Genomic DNA, 17,945 nt, shown 5'->3' on the forward strand with positions numbered 1-17,945 from the left:
TCAGGCCACGTACTGGTCGCGCGCGAATCCGTCCGCCCGCGCCATTCCGGCCAGCGTCGCATGCAACGGAGCGGTTTCGACGCCGAGATGGGCGGGATAGACGGTCAGCCGCTCGACCAGCCGGTAGCCGCGCGCCTCGGTGCGTCGGGCCAGTTCGGCGATGGCAGGCCATGCCCGTTCCGGATTGATATGGTCGGCGGTCAGCGGTGAGATTCCGCCCCAGTCATTGATGCCGCAGTCAAGATAGTCCTCGAAATCCTGCTCCAGGTTCGGCGGTGCCTGCAGGCTGATCGACGGGTCGAGCACAAGCCGCGCCATCGCCAGCGTCCGCAGCATGTCCGCGCGCGACGGCTCCGCCCATTGCGCCATCGCCGTACCCGGCTTGGCGCGAAAATTCTGCACGATCACCTCCTGTACGTTGCCGTAGCGTCGATGGATTTCATCGATGGCAACGAGGCTGTCCACGCGCTCGTCCCAGGTCTCGCCGATGCCGATGAGGATGCCTGTCGTGAAGGGCACGCCGAGCCGGCCGGCAGCCTCGATGGTGCGCAGCCGCAGCAGCGGCGCCTTATCCGGACAGGCATGGTGCGCCATGCCGGGCTTCATCAGCCGCCGGCTGACATTTTCCAGCATCATGCCCATCGAACCGGAGACCTCGCGCAGCCGCGCGATCTCGTCCTCGTCCAGCGTTCCGGCATTGACATGCGGCACCAGCTTCGTGTGGTCCAGCACCAGCTTGCAGGCCTCGACGAGGTAGTCGACCGTCGACGTATAGCCCAGCCGAGCAAGCGCCGCGCGCGCTTCCTCGTACCGGCGCTCCGGCCGCTCGCCGAGCGAGAACAGCGCTTCCTTGCAGCCGAGCCGCTCACCATTCATTGCTACGGCCAGCACCTCGTCCGGCGTCATGTAGTTGGCACCGGGATCGCCCGGATGCTTGACGAAGGTGCAGTAGCCGCACGTGTTGCGGCACATCGTCGTCAGCGGGATGAACACCTTGCGCGAATAGCTGACGGCCTTTCCCCAGTGCCTGTCTCGCACATCGGCCGCCTGGCGCTTCAGCGCTGTCAAGGCGTGGCCCGCCAGGCCCGCGAAGGCCTTCGCCTCCTCGGCCATGCAAGGATCGACCTGTTCCCCTGAGCGCTCGATCGACATCGTCGGCTTTTTCTCGTTTCGGTTCTTTACCGATTGGTCAAATTTTCGACCGTTTGCGTTGCTGTGTCAATGGACGCCTTGCCGTCCGGAAATGCCGCAGTCGGGCAGATTATGGGTAGCAGCCCGAATTATGTCGCTATATTGGAGTTTCGCCATGACTTGCGCATCGCATCTTGGACATTGCGATGATTGCAAGCCGACTCTCGACGGCGGACTGATTATCAGAATGAGACAGGCGGCATGATAGGCCGACGATGTGTATTCTTCATCGGAGGCTACGATCCGAAGACCCCCGCGGCCTTCTTCCGGCGCCTGTCGCGCGAGATGGAGCTTTTCGAGACAACGTGGGATGTCCAGTCGTCGAGGAGCGACGTCGCGACGCCTGAGGGCGATGTCGGCATCCTGACGGTTACGTCCAGCCACCGGCAGGCCGCCCACCCGCAGAACGATGCATATGAACTCCCGGCCGAAGACAGGGACTGGCAGGTCACCACAGACTTCTATTTTCTCGGCCTCGATTCCATCGTGACGACGGACGCCGCCCGTCCGCTGTCCGTCCGCCTGTTCCGTTACCTCGTCGCCTTCTTCGACTACTGGCTGACAGGCACGGCCTTCTCGTTCTTCTCGAGGAGCTGGCGCTTCGCGCTCTACTTCCTCTATCCGTTCGTCACGACGGTCTTCCTGTTCCTCGTGGCGTTCTTCGCCTCGTCAGCTGTCCTTCGTTTTCTTGGCATCGACAGTTTGGCCATTGCGATGCTCATCGCGCTGGTTGCCCTGTTTCCGCTTCTGGCCACGCTTGGCAAGCGCTGGTCGGTCACGCACCTCATGGACCTCTGGTCGTTCTCATCGGAATATCTGCGCGGCAAGCGACCCGAAGCTGAGCGACTCATGGACCGCTACGCGGCGATCGTCGCGCAGGCGGCGAAAGCGCAGCCCTACGACGAGATCATCCTTGTCGGCCACAGCACCGGTGGCGGATTGATCCTCGAAATGGCAGCGAGAAGCCTAGTCGCCGACCCTTTGCTGGCCAGCCGCGATGCAGGGGTCAGCCTTCTGACGCTGGGGTCGACCGCGCTGAAGTTTGGGCTTCACCCGGCAGCGAGCGCCTTCAGGGCAAGGGTCCAGACCCTCGTCGACGAACCCGCGCTCGGCTGGTCGGAATTCCAGTGCCTGATCGACGTTATCAACTTCTACAACACCGATCCCGTGGTCGAGATGGCACTCCGTCCCAGGTCGTCGGGAGGCGCTGCCTTTCCCGTTATCCGCAAGGTCCATCTGCGCGACATGATGGGCGTCTCCAGATACCGGCAGATCAGGCGGCGGTTCTTCCGCATCCACTACCAGTTCATCATGGGCAACGCGCAGCGCTACTTCTATGACTTCTTCCACATCTGTTTCGGCCCCGACCCCCTGTGGGCGATCACGCCGGCGGCTTCGACCGAACGGCCTGCCGAAGCGGTTCGCGAGGCGGGGGTAAACCCATGACCGAGACCCTCGCCGCGATCGTGTGGACGCTGGGTCTGGTCGCCTGGTTCGTCATAAGGCTGCCCCACCAGCGGCGCGCCCGCCGGATCGGCATCGCCGCGACACAGCGCACGCTGACCGACCGCCTCGCGCTCGCGGCTTCCGGCATCGGCCTAGCGGTGATTCCCGCCTTCTACCTTGCGACGGGCATTCCAGCCTTCGCCGACTATACCTTCCAGCCCTGGCTGGGCTGGTGCGGACTGGTCGTCCAGGTGCTTTTTCTCGCGCTGTTTTACGCCAGCCACCGCCAACTCGGCCGAAACTGGTCGGTGACGCTCGAAATTCGCAACGATCACCGTCTGGTCACGGACGGCCTCTATCGTTATGTTCGCCACCCGATGTACTCTTCCTTCTGGTTATGGGCGATTGCCCAGGCCTTGCTCCTGCCGAATTGGGTGGCTGGCCTGTCCGGACTGGTTGGTGTCGCGATTCTTTTTCTTGCGCGCGTCGGCGCGGAAGAGGCGATGATGGAAAAGCATTTCGGCGAAGAGTACAGGTCCTACGCTGCCAGGACAGGCCGCGTCATTCCCCGCGTTTTCTGACTTTCGGAGACACCCCCCGCCAATGTTTGCCAGAACCGACCCAGTTGGCCGCTGGAAGGCCCGGACGGGCATCCTGCTGCGCGTCGGCATGCTTTTGCTCGCGCTGTTCTTCCCCGCACAAGTGCATGCCGCTCCGTCGGCCGATGTCTATATCCTGCGTGGCGGATTCGGCGTGTTCTCGACCGGCCTCGACAAGCTCCGCAAACAACTCAAGCAGAGCGGCGTCAACGCTGCCCTGGTTAGTCATGAGGCCTGGCGCTCGGTCGCACAGAAGATCGCGACCAACCAGGCCAAGAACGGGCGGCAGCCGGTGGTTCTCATCGGCCATTCTCTCGGCGCGAACAATGCGGTGCTGATTGCCGATGCACTCAAGAAAAAGGGGGTGCAGGTCGATCTGATTGTCAGCTACGCATCGACAGCGCCGATGACGGTGCCCTCCAACGTGCGCAACGTGCTGAACTTCTATTTCAGCGCCGGCGGTTGGGGTGGCCTGTTCACGGGCGGGAGCGGTTTCAGCGGCTCGCTCAACAACCAGGACATGAGGGGCCAGTCTGGCATGACCCATTTCAATGTCGATGATGACCCCAACCTGCGCAACCAGGTTGTCAGCACGGTCCTCCGCTACGTCCCGCCCGCCACGACGCAAAGCAACTGAGAGACCATAGGGCCGGGATCGCCTTTCTCCCGGCCAAACCGATGCGCGTCACGCTTTCAAAACCAGGTGCTCGCGTTCCCAGGCAGTGACGATATTGTCGAACGCCTCCAGTTCGCGCTGTTTTACGCGCAGGAATGTCTGGAAGAAGTCGTTGCCAAGGATGGCGCGCACCGGCTCGCAGGCGATGAAGCGATCGAGAGCCTGTGGCATGGAGCCGGGCAGCGTCGTTTGCGCTCGATAGACATTGCCTGACGCTTCCGGCCTTCGCTCGAGTTTTTCTTCCATGCCGAGCCAGCCGGCGATCAGCGTCGCGGCGATCGCCAGATAGGGGTTGGCGTCTGCCCCCGGCAGCCGGTTCTCGACGCGCCGCGCTTCCGGTCCGGCCTTCGGCACACGCAGACCGCAGGAACGGTTATCCTGCGACCACTCGACATTGGCGGGCGCGCTGTGGTTCGGCCTGACGCGCCTGTAAGAATTCACGTTCGGTGCAATGAGCGGCATGGTCTCGGGGACATATTTCTGCAGCCCGCCGATGAAGTGCGAAAACCGCGACGTATCTGCCCCGTCCTCGCCCGCAAAGACGTTGCGTCCCCCTTGGTCAACCAGCGACACATGCAGGTGCATGGCACTCCCGGCCTGATCGTCCATGGGTTTCGCCATGAAGGTGATGTTCATGCCGTGTTCGATCGCCGCCTTTCGGGCGACGCGCTTGAACAGCACGACCTGGTCGCAGAGCTCCAGCGGGTCGCCATGCAGCAGATTCACCTCGAGCTGGCCCGACCCCGTCTCGTGGCTCAGCGTATCCAGCGCTATGCCCATCTTCGCACAGCGCTCGTAGATCCGGCGCATGACCGGGTCGAACAGCTCCAGCGCTTCCATCCCATAGGGATTCTGCGCGCCCTCCCGCCTTCCGTCGGCAGTGACCGGCGTCACGACCGGGTGGCGCGGGTCCGGATTCGGCGCGGTCACATAGAATTCGAGTTCCGGTGCGACCACCGCGCGCCAGCCCCTTTCCGCATAGAGCGCCATCACCGATTTCAGCAGCACGCGCGGCAGCGCGCTCCACGGGCTATCGGCGGGATAACAGGCGTCGGCCAACACCCAGGCCCGGCCCGGCTGATCCGGCGCCGCCCGCAACGTCTTGAGGTCGGGAGCCAGGACCATATCCGGATCGCCATAGGCGAAACCCTCGTCCACCGACCCTGAATAGCGCCCGTCCGCACACACCAGCAACGCGCTCGTCGGCAGGTAAAGCGGGCTTCCCTCCAGCCCTTTCAGGAACTTCGCAGCCGGAAGCACTTTGCCCCGCAGCACCCCGTTCATGTCCGGGACGAGGCATTCGACCTCGTCTATGCCGTTTCGTTCGATCCAGCCTGCGGCATCATCCATGCTGGATCGCCTGTTCGTCAGACATGCTTGCGTCCTCCCGCCCTGCGGAACCATTCGTCCGGATAGGGATACCACCAGTCCTGCACAACTGGCTTGTGGTCGATGATCACCATCTTCGTCCGGCGGAAAGCGTCAAGCCCCTGCCGACCGAGTTCGCGGCCGATGCCGGACGCCTTCCAGCCGCCAAAGGGCAGCGCGTCATTGTCGATCAGCGGGTTGTTGACCCACACCATGCCGGCTTCGAGCCTTTCCGACGCCTCCATCGCCTCCGCCAGATCAGTCGTGAAGATCGACGCGCCGAGCCCGAACGGGCTGTCATTGGCGAGCCTGATCGCCTCGTCGAAATCCCTGACCCGGCAGACCGCAGCCACCGGCCCGAAACATTCCTCCCTGCAGATTGCCATATCGGGCGTAACGCCGGTCAGGATCGTCGGCTCATAGAACCAGCCGGTGTTGTGCGCGGGCGGAATGCGCCCGCCGGTCACGGCCTTCGCCCCGTTTGCGATGGCATCATCCACCAGCCGCATCACCTTGGCGCGCGCCGCCTCGCTGACCAGCGGCCCGATCTCCGTCTCGTCCATGCCGTTGCCGACGCGAAGCGCCTTCGTCTTTTTCGCGAAGAGATCGATGAATTCGTCATGCACGGACTCGACAACGAAGAACCGTTCCGCCGACGTGCAGACCTGCCCCGACAGATGGAAGGCGGCAGTCACGCTGCCCGCCGCCGCGACCTCAAGCGGCGCATGCGCCGACACGATCAGCGGATCGCTGCCGCCCGCCTCGATCACGCAGGGTTTGGTCCGCTCCGCACAGGCGACTGCGACTCGCCGCCCCGCCGCCACCGATCCCGTAAACGCCACCGCATGCGTGCGCCCGGATTCCACCAGCGCCTTGCCGGTCGCCGCACCTCCGGGCAGGCACGACACCAGCCCCTCCGGCAGCGAGCGGAACACCGCCATGTAGTCGAGCGTGGAAAGCGTCGTCGCTTCCGCCGGCTTGATGATGCAGGCATTGCCGGCCGCCAGCGACGCGGCGACCGTCCAGCACATCAGCAGGATCGGGAAATTGTAGGGCATGATGTGCACCGACACGCCGTAGGGCTCGTAGCGCGCATACTGGAACGAGCCGGCTTGCGTCGTGCCGGCAATCTTGCCCGCCTCGTCGCGCGCCATCTCGGCATAGTAGCGAAAGATAGGCGCGCAATTGGCGATCTCCCCGATCGCCTCGGGATAGGGCTTGCCCATCTCGCGCACCATGAGCTCGGCGCAGCGCGTGAAGTCGGCCGCCTCGATCGCGTTGGCGACGCCATGCAGGTGCTTCGCCCGCGTCTTGGCGTCGAGTGCTTTCCAGCGCTTCTGCGCCTCCGTCGCAGCGGTCAGCGCGGCGTCCATCTCCGCATCCGTCGCCTCGGCGATCTTACCCGCCATGCCCAGCGTTGCAGGATCGACGACCGGCCGCGAAGGCCCGGCCATCTCACGGTATGTCGGATTGATGAAATAGACCGGACGATCGTGCGAGAAGCTGTTCACAATCTTGCCCCTCAGCGGATCATGTAGACCTTCTTGATCGTCTCATGCACGGTGCACACGCCCTTCCAGTCCTGCGGGAAGAAGGCGGCCGTGTCCGGCTCGATCTCGATCACCTCGCCCGACTCGTGCACATAGGTGCAGCGTCCTTCGAGGAAGTGGCAGAACTCGTCGCGCGTCACATGGCATTCCCACTTGCCCGGCGTGCAGACCCATAGACCGCACTCCGAACGGCCTTCCGGTCCCTTGTGGATCACCCGGCCCGATGTCCGCGACTTGCCCTCGATCATGGTCGGGATCACACCCCAGTCGACCAGATCGGTCTGTTCGAGAGGCTTCCTCATCAGTGGTGTTGCAGTCATGGTCTTTTCCTTTGTCGCCGGCTCATCCTCTGCCAGCATGTAAACATTACGCATCGTCTCGTGGACGGTGCATTCGCCGGTCCAGCCGGCGGGAAACATCACCACCGTCCCGGCCTCGACCTCGATTACTTCGCCCCCGTCCTCGCGATAGTTGGCCCGCCCGGCGACGAAATGGCAGAGTTCGTCACGCGGGATCGACAGCCGCCAGCGTCCTTCGGTGCAGACCCAGATGCCGACTTCCGGCCGGTTGGCCGGCCCCTTGTGCACCAGCCTGCCGGTCGAGCGTGACACGCCCTCGATCGCGTCGGCCTGCACACCCCAGTCGACCAGGTCGGTGCGCGTCGAAGCCTCGTAGAGATGCGGCGCCGACGAGGTCACAGCAGCTTTTCCAGCAGGCCGGCGGCCTTCTCCGGTCCGTTCTGCGACCGCATGTGCTTCGAGGTCGCCGCCAGTTTCGCCTGAATCGCGGGATCGCCGATGCAGGCGTCGAGCTTCGCGATCAGTTCGGCGTCGGTCCAGTCATAGCGAGGCATCTTGAAGCCGTGGCCGGTCTCCTGCACGCGCGTAGCGTTGTCGTGACCGTCCCAGACATAGGGCATGATGATCGCCGGCTTGCCGAAGAACAGGCATTCCGTGAACGAGTTGTTGCCGCCGTGATGGATCACAGCATCCACCTGCGGGATGACCGAAGGCTGTGGGAACCAGCCATCGATGATCACATTGCCGGGCACGTCGGAATACTGGTCCTTGTAGCCGCCGACATTGACCAGCGCGCGATACTTCGACTTCCCGATCGCTGCGATGATCCGCTTCAGCAGGTCCGTATCGCCAGCGCCGAGCGAACCGAACGACACATAGACCAGCGGCCCGTCATTATTCTTCGCGAAGGTCGGTACCTCATAAGCCGCCTCCTTGCGAACGCAACCCTCCAGATACTGGAACTGCTTCGGGTCGAGCGGAACATCGCGCTTGAACTTCACGCTTTCGGGATAGAGCAGAAGGTTAAGGTAGGGCGACGCCTCGAAGAACTGGCCGATCGGATAGGGCTCTTCATTCGTCGACTTCAGGAAATCGTTGAAGTCGTCATGGATCGGCTTGATCACCTCGTTGAAGCGGTCGCGGTAGGCTTTGTGGCAGGCATGGTCATTCTCCCCGCAGCCCGAAAGATGCGGCGGGATGCCCTCGTCCTCGATCTCGTTTTCCGAGCAGGAGATGATGCGCACCCACGGCACGCCATACTGCTTGATCGCCGGAAACAGGATGACGTTGTCGACGCAGATCACGTCGGGCTTTATCTTCGCCAGCACCCCCGGCAAATCCTTCTGCGCCCACTTGGCGCTGTCCACGATCGCCGTCCAGCAATCCTTCACGTAATTGTCGATCTGATCGTACGGTGATTTCGCGAAGTTCGGGATATGGCCGTTGATAAAATCCTCCCAGAACTTCGCCATCACCTCCGGCGGCATCGGCTCCGAAAGGTTCACCGGATGCGCCTCGAAGCCGTAGCCCTGATACACTTCGACGAAACCCGGATCGGAGAGGAACACCGCCTTGTGGCCCCGTGCCTGCACCGCCTGCGCGATGCCGACGGAATTGAGCGCCGGCCCGTAGGCGGCCTCCGGGAAGAATGCGATTGTTTTCTGGGTCATGGATGCCTCCGGTCTCAATTCGAAAAGATGCGTGTGTCCGCCGCCGACCAGCCGAGTTCGACCTGATCGCCGACGGCAAGCGGCCGGCGGTCGGCCGTATCCGCCGTAACGCGAACGAGGAAGGGTTTGTTGGCTAACGGCGTCTGCACGTGAAGCTGCAGGTCGAGCCCGTGATACGCCAGCGCCACCACCGTTCCACTCGTTCGATTGGCAATCTCACCGGCCGGGAACAGCACGATACGCTCGGGCCGGACCGCCGCGACCGCAGCTTGGCCACCCGCAACCGCTCGCGGCAGCGAACCCGCAATCGCCGAACCGTCACGCGCCTTGACGCCGCCTTCGGCTAGCGCCACGCCCTCGGCGAAATTCATCACGCCGATGAAACCGGCGACAAACGCATCCGCCGGATGCTCGTACACTTCATGCGGCGTATCGCATTGCAGCAGCTTGCCATCCTTCAGCACCGCCATGCGATCGGCCAGCACAAGCGCTTCCTCCTGGTCGTGCGTCACCACGATGAAGGTGATGCCAACCTCGTGCTGCAGCCGCTTCAGCTCGATCTGCATGTCGCCGCGCAGCTTCTTGTCGAGCGCGCCGAGCGGCTCGTCCAGCAACAGCACGCGCGGCCGCTTGATCAGCGCGCGCGCCAGCGCCACGCGCTGCTTCTGCCCACCCGAAAGCTGGTCCGGCTTGCGATCAGCCAGCCCGCCGAGCTGCGTCGTCGCCAGCATCTCGTCAACGCGCGAACGGATTTCGGCAGGCGGCCTTCCCTCCATCTCCAGCCCGTAGGAAATGTTGGCGCGCACGCTCATATGCGGAAACAGCGCATAGGACTGGAACATCAGATTGACCGGCCGGCGGTTCGGCGGCGTGCGCGAGACGTCGGCGCCGTCGAGCAGGATGCGCCCGCGCGTCGGCGTCTCGAAGCCGGCCAGCATGCGCAGCAGCGTGGTCTTGCCGCATCCCGAGGGTCCAAGCAGCGCGAAGAACTCGTTCTCGTGGATCGAAAGCGACACGTCGTCGACGGCCGTCAGCGGGCCGAATTTTTTCGAGACGCCCTCGATCTCCAGCACGTCCCGGCTCATTGCCCGACCATCCCCTTGTTAAGCCTCTGCGAGATGGCGAGCGCGATGACGCTGACCGCCATGACGATGGTGGCCAGCGCGTTGATCTCCGGCGTGATGCCGAAGCGGATCATCGAATAGATCTGCATCGGCAGCGTTGTCGACGAACGCCCCGCGCCGGCCGTGAAGAAGGCGATGATGAACTCATCCACCGACAGCGTGAAGGCGAGCAGCGCACCCGCCACCACCGCCGGCAGGATGACCGGCAGCGTCACCCGACGGAACGTCGTGAAGCCTGACGCGCCGAGGTCGGCGGACGCCTCGGTGATCGACCAGTCGAAGCTTTTCAGCCGGGCACGTACTACGGCGCAGACGAAGGCCAAATTGAACACGACATGCGCCATCACGATCGTGTGCAGGCCCATCGTCACGTTGAGCATCGAGAAGAAGGAGAGCAGCGCCACCGCCAGCACGATGTCTGGAATGATCATCGGCGCGAACACCAGCGCCTCCAGCACCGTCCCGCGCCGACGCCGCGTCTCGACGCCGATGGCCAGCAACGTACCCAGCACGGTCGCGATGATGGTCGAGGCAACAGCGACGATCAGCGTATTCAGCGCCGCATGCAATATGTCGCTGTTCGACGCCAGCGACACGTACCATTTCGTCGAGAAACCCGACCACACGGTCGGCAGCCCGCCCGCGTTGAACGACAGCGCCACCAGCACGGCAATCGGTATGTAGAGAAAGGCGAAGACCAGCACGAGCACCGTCGTGCCTCCGCGCCGCGCGGCTGCCGAACGCTCCGCCATCACGTCTCCTCCCGGGCCTGCGCGGTGCGCGTCGAGGCGCGATCCGCCGCATAGCCCTGCACCAGCAGGAGCAGCATCATGATGGCGATCAGGACAGCGGCGAGCGCCGCGCCGAAGGGCCAGTCATTGGCAGTCAGGAACTGGTCGTAGACGAGGTTGCCGATCATCTGGAAGCGCCCGCCGCCGAGCAGCGCCGGCGTCACGAAATTGCCGATCGAAAGCACGAAGACGAAAACCGCGCCCGCCGCGATGCCGGGCAGGGTCAGCGGCAGGATGATGCGGCGGAAGGTCGTCAAGGCTGAGCCGCCGAGATCGCGCGAGGCTTCGGCGAGCTCGGGGTTCAGCCGCGACAGCGGCGCGTAGCAGGCGAGGATGACGAAGGGCAGGTAGTTGTAGACCAGCCCGGCTATGACAGCGCCCTCGGTGTAGAGCATGGACGGCGGCTCGCCCGTATAGCCGAACCAGCGCAGCACCTGCGTCACCAGCCCCTCGCGGTTCAGCAGCACGATCCATGCATAGGTGCGGATCAGGTAGTTCGACCAGAAGGGCAGCACGGCGAAGAACAGCAGCACCGGCTGCAGCGAGCGCCGGCATGACGCGATCGCATAGGCCGCCGCATAGCCGATGACCACGGCGATCAGCGTGGCCGTCCCGGCGATGCGCGCCGACCGCAGGAAGATGCCCGCATAAAGCGGATCGAAGACCTTTGCGAAATTCTCCAGCGTGAAATTGTAGTCGACGCCGCCATAGATGCCGCGCTGGAAGAAGGCGAGCGCCAGCACCAGCCCGCACGGCACGACCATGAGGCCGATAAGCCACAGAAGCGCCGGCGCCATAAGGAAGGCTGGACGGGAGGTGGTCACGCTAGATATGCTCCCGTCCGGCGACCATGCGGATTACTGCGCCGCCTTGATCTCGCTGACGATGCGCGAGTATTCGCGCTGCGCCTCGCCGACATCGCGCAGCACCTCGTACTTGGTCAGCTCGCCGACCGGCATCGCCATGTTCGGATAGGTGGTCGCAAGCTCCGCCGGCAGGCTGTCCATGGCCGCCTTGTTCGGCACCTTGTAGAGGATGTTCTCGGCCGCCCAGGCGTGGTTCTTGCCGTCCAGCATGAAGTTGATGAACTGGAAGGCCGCGTCCTTGTTCTCCGACGCCTTCATCACCACCATGGTGTCGACCCAGAGGTCTGAGCCTTCCTTTGGGATCACATATTTGATGTCCTTGTTGTCGGTGATGCCGTAGTTGCACCAGCCGTCCCAGGCCTGCACCAGCACTGCCTCGCCCGACACCAGCTTGGAATAGAAGGTCGTGTCGTCATAGGCGAGCAGCGTCTTCTTGGCGTCGATCAGCGTGTTCTTCACCTGCTCCATCTTCGCCGGGTCGGTCTCGTTGACCGAGAACCCGTCGGCCAGCTGGCCCGCCGCGAGCAGCCAGCGGTCGGTCGCCAGCATCGTGGTCTTGCCTTTCACCGCATCCGACGGCTTCAGGAGGTCGTTCCAAGAGGTCGGCGCGGTCGTCACGATGTCGGATCGGTAGCAGAGGCCGGTCGTGCCCCAGGTGTAAGGCACCGAGAACGTGTTGCCCGGATCGTAGGCAAGCGCGGCCGCTTCCGGATAGAGATTGGCGAGGTTCGGCACCTTCGAGGCGTCGATCGTCTCTGCCAGTCCCATCTTGTGCAGCACTTCCGCGAAGGGCGAGGAAACGAACACCACGTCGTAGCCCTTGCCGCCCGAGGCGATCAGCTTGCCCATGATCTCTTCGTTGGTGGCATGTTTCACGATCTCACCGGTATTGCCCGTCGACGCCTTGAACGCGTCCATGGCGTCGGGCGCCATGTAGCCGTCCCAGTTGGAGATGACGAGGTTGGCGGCGCTGGCCGTCGAGGCCATCGCGGCGAGCGACAGGCCGAGCAGGACGGCGCGCGCGCCGCTACGTTTAGTGGTGTTCTTCATCGCAGACTCCCATTGTCCCAGTGTCGAAAAACGCATCGAAATCCGTTCGCTGACCGCGCGCGACGATTGGCCAGCGCGGTATGTCAGACTGTTCCCCGGCTTTTCGCCGATTTTTCGCAACAGTATTATTGAAACAAAAAGAACGTCAATCCATAATCGGCATGTCATGTGAAGCCCTTTTGATGCAGACCGTTCCCAAGCGACCTCGTTCGAACCATCTGGATCTCGCCCAGCGCATCCTCGACGCGGTGCGCCAGGGCGGCTTCCGGCTGGGCGACCGCCTGCCCGAGCAGCAGGTCGCCACGATTTGCAACGTCTCGCGCACACCGGTCCGCGCCGCCATGCACCTTCTGGCCGAGCAGGGCGTGGTCTCGTGGGAAAAGACGACAGGATTCACGCTTGCCGTCGATCCCAGCGCCACGCTTGGGGCGGCTGTCGACCTTCCCAGCGCCGATGAGGACAGGCTTGCGGAGTCCATCCTGCGCGACCGCGCAGCCCGCCGTCTCGACGGTACTGTAACCGCGACAGGCCTGTCCCGACGGTACAGGAAGGACAAGCGCACGGTACTAAAGTCTCTAAAAATACTGGAAGCTGAAAACTGGATCGAGAAGGCTCCCGGCCAGTCCTGGTTATTCCGCCCCGCCCAGGAAGGGCCCGAGGCGATTGCCGAGAGCTACGACTACCGCCTTCTGCTCGAACCCGCCGCGCTGCTCCAACCGGGCTTCCGCGCCGACCAGACACAATCGAGCGCGCTGCGGCTCGGCATGGAGGCACAGCTCGCCTCTCCAGAATCCGCCTTCGACATCCGCGAGTTCCAGCGCCTCGATCTCGCCTTCCACGGCATGGTCGCGCGCGGCGCGGCGAACCGCTTCGTCGGCCAGTCGCTCGCCGATCATCTCAGGTTGCGCCGCCTGCCCGGCATGCTTCACGGCGTCAACGTCTTCCGCCTGAAACAATCGACACGCGAGCACCTCGCCATTCTCGACCAGATCGAGGCCGGACAATTCGAGGCTGCGGCCGACCTCATGCGCCTGCACTTGCGGCTGTCGCGCAGCCAGCGGCCACAGGCCGCCAGTCGCGGCGCGCCCGTGCTTCCCGCCACCGCCGAAAGACGTCGATGATGGTTCGCGCTGCGCCCGTCATCGCCCTTTTCCCCGAAGCCAGCTTCGGCGCCGCGCTGAATTGCGTCGGCATCGCACAGATTCTGCGCGAGCGCGGCGCGCGGCCCGTCTTCATCTGCCATCCCGGGTTCACCGGCCTGTTCGCCGACTACGGTTTTGCTGAACATCACCTGCCTGCGCCCGGCCCCATATCCGGGAAAGAAGGCCGGCCCGACACGTGGCAGGATTTCGTCCGCCGCCACCTGCCGCATTTCAATCTGCCTCCCGTCGACCAACTCGACACCTACGTCGCGCCGACATGGGAGGCGATCGTCGATACGGCGATCGACGCGGAACAAGGCTTGAGCAATCTTCTCGCGCGCCTGAAACCGGACGCCGTCGTGCTCGACAATGTCATCATGTTTCCGGCACTGGCGACCTCGGACATCCCGTGGGTGCGGGTCGTCTCCTGCGCCGAGACCGAAATTCCCGACGCGAATGTCCCGCCCTACCTGTCGGGGCTCGCCGCCACCGATCCCGCCCGGGCCGATTTCGAGCAGCGCTACCTGGCCGCCATCGCTCCGGCACATGACCGTTTCAACCGCTTCCGTGCCTCGGTCGGTCTGTCGGCGCTGCCTTCAGGCGAATTCCTCGAACCGTCGCCATGGCTCAATCTGCTGCTTACGCCTCGGATCGTGAAGCGCGACCGTGCCTTGCCGCTCGACGCGCAAAAATTCGTCTATCTGGAAGGTTGCGTCCGCAACGAAGGGCCGTTCGAGCCACCGGAATTTCCGCGCGGCGAGGGACCGCTGGTCTATCTCGGCTTCGGCAGCCTCGGCGCCAGCGACGTCGCGCTCATCGAACGCATGATATCGGTTTTTGCGACCTTCCCCGCGCGGTTCATCGTCAATGTCGGCGGCTTCCGCGACGCCTATCGGGCGGTGCCGGACAATGTCTATCTCGACGGCTGGCTTCCGCAGCCTTCCGTCGTCGCGCAATGCGATCTCTTCATCCATCACGGCGGCAACAATAGTTTCTGCGAGGCGCTCTATTTCGGCGTCCCCTCTCTCGTGATGCCCTATTGCTGGGATGGCCACGACAATGCCCTGCGCGCCGTCGAAACACGCGTCGGCCTCAGGCTTGATCGCGCCTCATGGACAGCGCAGGATCTAGCCTCAGCCATGTCGACACTGCTCGGCGATTCAAACATGCGCAATCGGCTGAAAGAAAACGCAGCGGGCATGTCAGCCAATCCTGGTGCGACGCGCGCCGCAGAAGCTGTCCTGGAACTGACCCGCGCTGACGCGAAACGTGATCGTTAGAATTCTTCCTACTTTTGCTGCACTGCGGTATAAGTCCCCTATGCCATCGCCACAATTGTGCTAGGATTGGGCGTCGATGCACTGGAGGCAAGCATGAGCATAAGCGACAAGCTGGACCGCATTCGTCAACGTGCCCACGCCATCTGGGAAAGCCTCGGGCGCCCGGACGGACAGGATCGAGAGCACTGGGATCAGGCGACCAAGGAAATCGAGGCTGCGGACGCAGTGCCGAAGAAGAAGCCCGCCGCCAAGGCCGCTCCCAAGCCGAAAGCTGCCGTCAAGGCTCCTGCTCCAGCCAAGAAGTCCGCCGCCAAGGCAAAACCGGCTAAGAAGTAGTCCTATCGTTTCAGCGGCTTTGCTGCCTTGAAGAAGTCGGCCCACGGGTCCGGCAGCTTCAATGCATCCTCGAGCGCTTTCGACCCGATTGCGAAATCGCCAGGTCCCACTCCGTCACGCACCATCTCAAACGTAACCGGCACAGCCACTGTCGCGTTCGCCTTCGCCCGCGACGACCACGGCGCTACAGCCGTCGACCCGCGCCCGTTGCGCAAATAGTCGACGAAGACCCGCCCCTGCCGCGCCTTCTTCGACAGCACCGACGTGTAGCGCCCGGGATCGGACTGCTGCATCGCCTTGGCGAAGTCATGCGCAAAGGTCTTCACCGTCTCCCAGTCCGCCTTCGGCTTCAGCGGCACGACGACATGGAATCCCTTGCCTCCCGTCGTCTTGACGAAGCTCGGCAGACCGAGCTGGTCGAGCCTGTCCTTGACGTCCAGCGTCGCCGCGCGCACATCCTCAGCCTCAAGGCCTTCGTCAGGGTCGAGGTCGAACACGATGAGATCGGGCGTATCGATGGCGTCCAGCGTCGAGCCCCAGACATGGATCTCGACCACGCCAAACTGCACCAGCGCCGCCAGCCCGTCGAAGTCGCGGATCGACAGCAGTTCCTCGCCGTCTTCCGGGTCAGCCGTGCGGATGATCGCCTCGTGCATGCCCTTCGACGCATGCTTCTGGAAGAAGCGCTGCCCGTCGATCCCGTCGGGTGCACGCACCAGCGCGAGCGGCCGGTCGACGACGAAGCGCTCCATCAGCGGCCACGCCTTCTCGTAATAATCGAGCAGCTCTTTCTTGCTAAGGCCCCTCTTCTCCGGGCCTCCCTGCGGCCACAAAAGCTTGTCGGGGCTGGTGAGAGTCACGGACATGGCCTTGCTCCTTTTCGCCAGAGGTTTTCGCGCCAACGGCGTCTTGCCCTGCGTCGCTGTCGTCGCCCCCTTGCCCTGGGCCTCCACCTTCGGCTCGGCCATATCGCCCGTCTCGGCGACGACCTCGGCCGCCGGCTTGTCGTCACGCAAGCCCTGGAACGACGCCTGCCGCAGCAGGCCGTCGCTGGTCCAGCTTCGGAACTCGATCTCGGCGACCAGTTCCGGTTTCACCCATACGATCTCGCGGTCCTTCGCTGCCTCGCCTGAAACCGGCGGCTTCTTCACCCGGATCGCATCCAGCCGTTGCTTCAGTTCGTTGGTCACCATCCCCGCAAAGCCGGTTCCGACGCGCCCGCCATACTGGAGCTTGCCACCGCGGTGATAGCCCACCGCCAGCGAGCGCAGCCCGCGCCCGGTCGCGGTCGACGGAATGTAGCCGAGGATCACGAACTCCTGCCGCAGCGTGCATTTCGTCTTCACCCAGTCGTGGCTGCGCCCGCTTTCGTAAGGCGCGTCCGCCCGTTTGGAGATGACCCCCTCAAGCCCCATGCGGCAGGCATGCGCCAGCATGGTCCGACCCGGCTCGGAAAAGTCCTCGCTGAACTGCACCGGCGACTTGGCCGAAGGTGCTCCCACCAGTGCCTGGAGCTTCGCCTTTCGCTCGGAAAGCGGTAGTCCGCGCAAATCCTTGCCGTCGAGCCATAGCAGGTCGAACACATAGTAGAGCAGCCGCTCGCCCCTGCCCGCAGACAGTGCCTCCTGCAGCGCCGAGAAGGAGGCGATGCCCTTGTCGGTCAGCACCACGATTTCGCCGTCGAGCACCGCGTCCCCGCAGTCGAGCGCGGCGAGCCAGTTGGCGATCTGCATTCCGAAGCGCGGCGTCCAGTCGAGCCCCTTGCGCGTAAACAGCGTCACCGAGCCCCCAGACACATGCGCCTGGATTCGATAGCCGTCGAACTTGATCTCATGCACCCACGCATCGCCCTCGGGCGGACTGGTCCTGAGCGTCGCCAGCTGCGGCTCGATGAAGCCCGGCATCGGCCCGCGCTTTTTGCGCGCTGCCGCCTTCTGCACCAAAGCCTTCTTACCAGCCGCCTTCTTGCGCGGCGGCTTGCCCTCCTTCACCTCTTCCACCGTGCGGCCGGATTTCACCGAGCGTGGCTGGTCTGCCAGAATATCAGCGCCGGGCCGCGCAAACGCATCGTCGGCCTTGATCAGCAGCCAGTTGTCGCGCTTCTCGCCCGGCTTAGGCTTCAGCCTCACCAGGTCCCACACTCCATGCAGCTTCTCGCCGGCAAGCTCGAAGCGCAGATGCCCTTTCCGCAGACCCCATTCCGGGTCGAATTCCGGCGTCCACCGCCCCTCGTCCCAAAGGATCACCGTGCCGGCGCCATAGCCTTCCGGGATAATCCCCTCGAAGCTGCGATAATCGAGCGGGTGATCCTCGACATGCACGGCGAGCCGCTTGTCGGCATGGTCGAGGCTCGGGCCGCGCGTCACCGCCCAGCTCCACAGCACGCCGTCATGCTCTAGCCTCAGATCATAGTGCAGGCGTCGCGCATCGTGCTTGTGCACGACGAACACGCCACCCGCACCCGCTTTGGCTGCCTTGGCGCTACCTTTCGGTTCCGGCGTACGCTTGAAATTGCGCTTGGAGCGGTAGGGTTCGAGCTTGTCCATCCGGCCGCTGC

General features: G+C 63.9%; 16 protein-coding genes and 1 pseudogene. 6 read left to right on the forward strand and 11 right to left on the reverse strand.

Features of this window, described 5'->3' with window-relative positions; all coding sequences use genetic code 11:
* A complete protein-coding gene (cofG, locus tag ABMA32_RS00410) occupies window positions 1-1,152 on the reverse strand; it encodes a 7,8-didemethyl-8-hydroxy-5-deazariboflavin synthase CofG (RefSeq protein ID WP_349011766.1) in 1,152 nt (383 codons plus the stop codon).
* Window positions 1,153-1,392: 240 nt separating this feature from the next.
* Between cofG and ABMA32_RS00415 the strand changes: the two genes are divergently transcribed.
* Genes ABMA32_RS00415 through ABMA32_RS00425 form a run of 3 tightly spaced genes read left to right on the forward strand, consistent with a single transcriptional unit; the run spans window position 1,393 to window position 3,873 of the window.
* Entirely contained in the window at window positions 1,393-2,637 is a 1,245-nt protein-coding gene (locus ABMA32_RS00415; protein WP_349011767.1) for a lipase, read from the forward strand.
* Window positions 2,634-3,218 (forward strand): protein-S-isoprenylcysteine O-methyltransferase, encoded by a 585-nt coding sequence (locus ABMA32_RS00420; RefSeq protein WP_349011768.1) that lies wholly within the window; start codon window positions 2,634-2,636, stop codon window positions 3,216-3,218. The genes ABMA32_RS00415 and ABMA32_RS00420 overlap by 4 nt, the downstream gene beginning before the upstream one ends.
* A 22-nt stretch (window positions 3,219-3,240) precedes the next feature.
* Window positions 3,241-3,873 carry a thioesterase domain-containing protein gene (locus ABMA32_RS00425; RefSeq protein ID WP_349011769.1) on the forward strand — a complete coding sequence of 211 codons (633 nt, stop codon included), beginning with the start codon at window positions 3,241-3,243 and terminating at the stop codon, window positions 3,871-3,873.
* A gap of 48 nt (window positions 3,874-3,921) precedes the next feature.
* Here ABMA32_RS00425 and ABMA32_RS00430 read toward each other — a convergent pair whose 3' ends face one another.
* The 9 genes and pseudogenes from ABMA32_RS00430 to ABMA32_RS00470 all read right to left on the reverse strand — a co-directional run bounded on the left by ABMA32_RS00430 (window position 3,922) and on the right by ABMA32_RS00470 (window position 12,630).
* The gene (locus ABMA32_RS00430) at window positions 3,922-5,262 is read right to left on the reverse strand and encodes a glutamine synthetase family protein (protein WP_349011770.1); all 1,341 of its coding nucleotides are present in this window, start codon (window positions 5,260-5,262) and stop codon (window positions 3,922-3,924) included.
* 17 nt (window positions 5,263-5,279) lie between these two features.
* Window positions 5,280-6,734 (reverse strand): aldehyde dehydrogenase family protein, encoded by a 1,455-nt coding sequence (locus ABMA32_RS00435; RefSeq protein ID WP_349013282.1) that lies wholly within the window; start codon window positions 6,732-6,734, stop codon window positions 5,280-5,282.
* Window positions 6,735-6,802: 68 nt separating this feature from the next.
* On the reverse strand, window positions 6,803-7,150 hold the full coding sequence (locus tag ABMA32_RS00440) for a cupin domain-containing protein (protein ID WP_349013283.1): 348 nt from the start codon (window positions 7,148-7,150) through the stop codon (window positions 6,803-6,805).
* 51 nt (window positions 7,151-7,201) lie between these two features.
* Window positions 7,202-7,528, reverse strand: a pseudogene (locus ABMA32_RS00445) (cupin domain-containing protein); the annotation flags it as partial.
* On the reverse strand, window positions 7,525-8,799 hold the full coding sequence (locus tag ABMA32_RS00450) for a glycosyltransferase (protein WP_349011771.1): 1,275 nt from the start codon (window positions 8,797-8,799) through the stop codon (window positions 7,525-7,527). The gene ABMA32_RS00450 and the pseudogene ABMA32_RS00445, both read right to left, overlap by 4 nt.
* A gap of 14 nt (window positions 8,800-8,813) precedes the next feature.
* On the reverse strand, window positions 8,814-9,884 hold the full coding sequence (locus ABMA32_RS00455) for an ABC transporter ATP-binding protein (protein ID WP_349011772.1): 1,071 nt from the start codon (window positions 9,882-9,884) through the stop codon (window positions 8,814-8,816).
* A complete protein-coding gene (locus tag ABMA32_RS00460; RefSeq protein ID WP_349011773.1) occupies window positions 9,881-10,675 on the reverse strand; it encodes an ABC transporter permease in 795 nt (264 codons plus the stop codon). The genes ABMA32_RS00455 and ABMA32_RS00460 overlap by 4 nt, the downstream gene beginning before the upstream one ends.
* Window positions 10,675-11,511 (reverse strand): ABC transporter permease, encoded by an 837-nt coding sequence (locus ABMA32_RS00465; protein ID WP_349013284.1) that lies wholly within the window; start codon window positions 11,509-11,511, stop codon window positions 10,675-10,677. The genes ABMA32_RS00460 and ABMA32_RS00465 overlap by 1 nt, the downstream gene beginning before the upstream one ends.
* A gap of 60 nt (window positions 11,512-11,571) precedes the next feature.
* On the reverse strand, window positions 11,572-12,630 hold the full coding sequence (locus ABMA32_RS00470) for a polyamine ABC transporter substrate-binding protein (RefSeq protein ID WP_349011774.1): 1,059 nt from the start codon (window positions 12,628-12,630) through the stop codon (window positions 11,572-11,574).
* A gap of 182 nt (window positions 12,631-12,812) precedes the next feature.
* Between ABMA32_RS00470 and ABMA32_RS00475 the strand changes: the two genes are divergently transcribed.
* The 3 genes from ABMA32_RS00475 to ABMA32_RS00485 all read left to right on the forward strand — a co-directional run bounded on the left by ABMA32_RS00475 (window position 12,813) and on the right by ABMA32_RS00485 (window position 15,388).
* The gene (locus ABMA32_RS00475) at window positions 12,813-13,751 is read left to right on the forward strand and encodes a GntR family transcriptional regulator (protein WP_349011775.1); all 939 of its coding nucleotides are present in this window, start codon (window positions 12,813-12,815) and stop codon (window positions 13,749-13,751) included.
* A complete protein-coding gene (locus ABMA32_RS00480) occupies window positions 13,748-15,052 on the forward strand; it encodes a glycosyltransferase (protein ID WP_349011776.1) in 1,305 nt (434 codons plus the stop codon). Before ABMA32_RS00475 ends, ABMA32_RS00480 begins: the two co-directional genes overlap by 4 nt.
* A gap of 93 nt (window positions 15,053-15,145) precedes the next feature.
* Window positions 15,146-15,388, forward strand: coding sequence for a DUF2934 domain-containing protein (locus ABMA32_RS00485; protein WP_349011777.1), 243 nt, complete (start codon window positions 15,146-15,148; stop codon window positions 15,386-15,388).
* 2 nt (window positions 15,389-15,390) lie between these two features.
* Here the strand turns inward: ABMA32_RS00485 and ligD are convergent, their stop codons facing one another.
* Window positions 15,391-17,934: a DNA ligase D gene (ligD, locus tag ABMA32_RS00490; RefSeq protein ID WP_349011778.1), complete on the reverse strand. Its 2,544-nt coding sequence runs from the start codon at window positions 17,932-17,934 to the stop codon at window positions 15,391-15,393.
* Between the last annotated feature and the right edge of the window lie 11 nt (window positions 17,935-17,945).

It is taken from the genome of Mesorhizobium quangtriensis, from assembly GCF_040081925.1.
In the GTDB taxonomy this organism is placed as follows: Bacteria; Pseudomonadota; Alphaproteobacteria; order Rhizobiales; family Rhizobiaceae; genus Mesorhizobium_K; species Mesorhizobium_K quangtriensis.

What these genes read in the sequence shown, in the direction of transcription:
- ABMA32_RS00440 (WP_349013283.1), bottom strand. Translation starts at nt 7,150, where the DNA reads ATGACTGCAACACCACTGATGAGGAAGCCTCTCGAACAGACCGATCTG.
- ABMA32_RS00415 (WP_349011767.1), top strand. Translation starts at nt 1,393, where the DNA reads ATGATAGGCCGACGATGTGTATTCTTCATCGGAGGCTACGATCCGAAG.
- ABMA32_RS00430 (WP_349011770.1), bottom strand. Translation starts at nt 5,262, where the DNA reads ATGGATGATGCCGCAGGCTGGATCGAACGAAACGGCATAGACGAGGTC.
- ABMA32_RS00465 (WP_349013284.1), bottom strand. Translation starts at nt 11,511, where the DNA reads ATGGCGCCGGCGCTTCTGTGGCTTATCGGCCTCATGGTCGTGCCGTGC.
- ABMA32_RS00475 (WP_349011775.1), top strand. Translation starts at nt 12,813, where the DNA reads ATGCAGACCGTTCCCAAGCGACCTCGTTCGAACCATCTGGATCTCGCC.
- ABMA32_RS00485 (WP_349011777.1), top strand. Translation starts at nt 15,146, where the DNA reads ATGAGCATAAGCGACAAGCTGGACCGCATTCGTCAACGTGCCCACGCC.
- ABMA32_RS00470 (WP_349011774.1), bottom strand. Translation starts at nt 12,630, where the DNA reads ATGAAGAACACCACTAAACGTAGCGGCGCGCGCGCCGTCCTGCTCGGC.
- ABMA32_RS00480 (WP_349011776.1), top strand. Translation starts at nt 13,748, where the DNA reads ATGATGGTTCGCGCTGCGCCCGTCATCGCCCTTTTCCCCGAAGCCAGC.
- ABMA32_RS00425 (WP_349011769.1), top strand. Translation starts at nt 3,241, where the DNA reads ATGTTTGCCAGAACCGACCCAGTTGGCCGCTGGAAGGCCCGGACGGGC.
- ABMA32_RS00460 (WP_349011773.1), bottom strand. Translation starts at nt 10,675, where the DNA reads ATGGCGGAGCGTTCGGCAGCCGCGCGGCGCGGAGGCACGACGGTGCTC.
- ABMA32_RS00450 (WP_349011771.1), bottom strand. Translation starts at nt 8,799, where the DNA reads ATGACCCAGAAAACAATCGCATTCTTCCCGGAGGCCGCCTACGGGCCG.
- cofG (WP_349011766.1), bottom strand. Translation starts at nt 1,152, where the DNA reads ATGTCGATCGAGCGCTCAGGGGAACAGGTCGATCCTTGCATGGCCGAG.
- ABMA32_RS00435 (WP_349013282.1), bottom strand. Translation starts at nt 6,734, where the DNA reads ATGGCCGGGCCTTCGCGGCCGGTCGTCGATCCTGCAACGCTGGGCATG.
- ABMA32_RS00420 (WP_349011768.1), top strand. Translation starts at nt 2,634, where the DNA reads ATGACCGAGACCCTCGCCGCGATCGTGTGGACGCTGGGTCTGGTCGCC.
- ABMA32_RS00455 (WP_349011772.1), bottom strand. Translation starts at nt 9,884, where the DNA reads ATGAGCCGGGACGTGCTGGAGATCGAGGGCGTCTCGAAAAAATTCGGC.
- ligD (WP_349011778.1), bottom strand. Translation starts at nt 17,934, where the DNA reads ATGGACAAGCTCGAACCCTACCGCTCCAAGCGCAATTTCAAGCGTACG.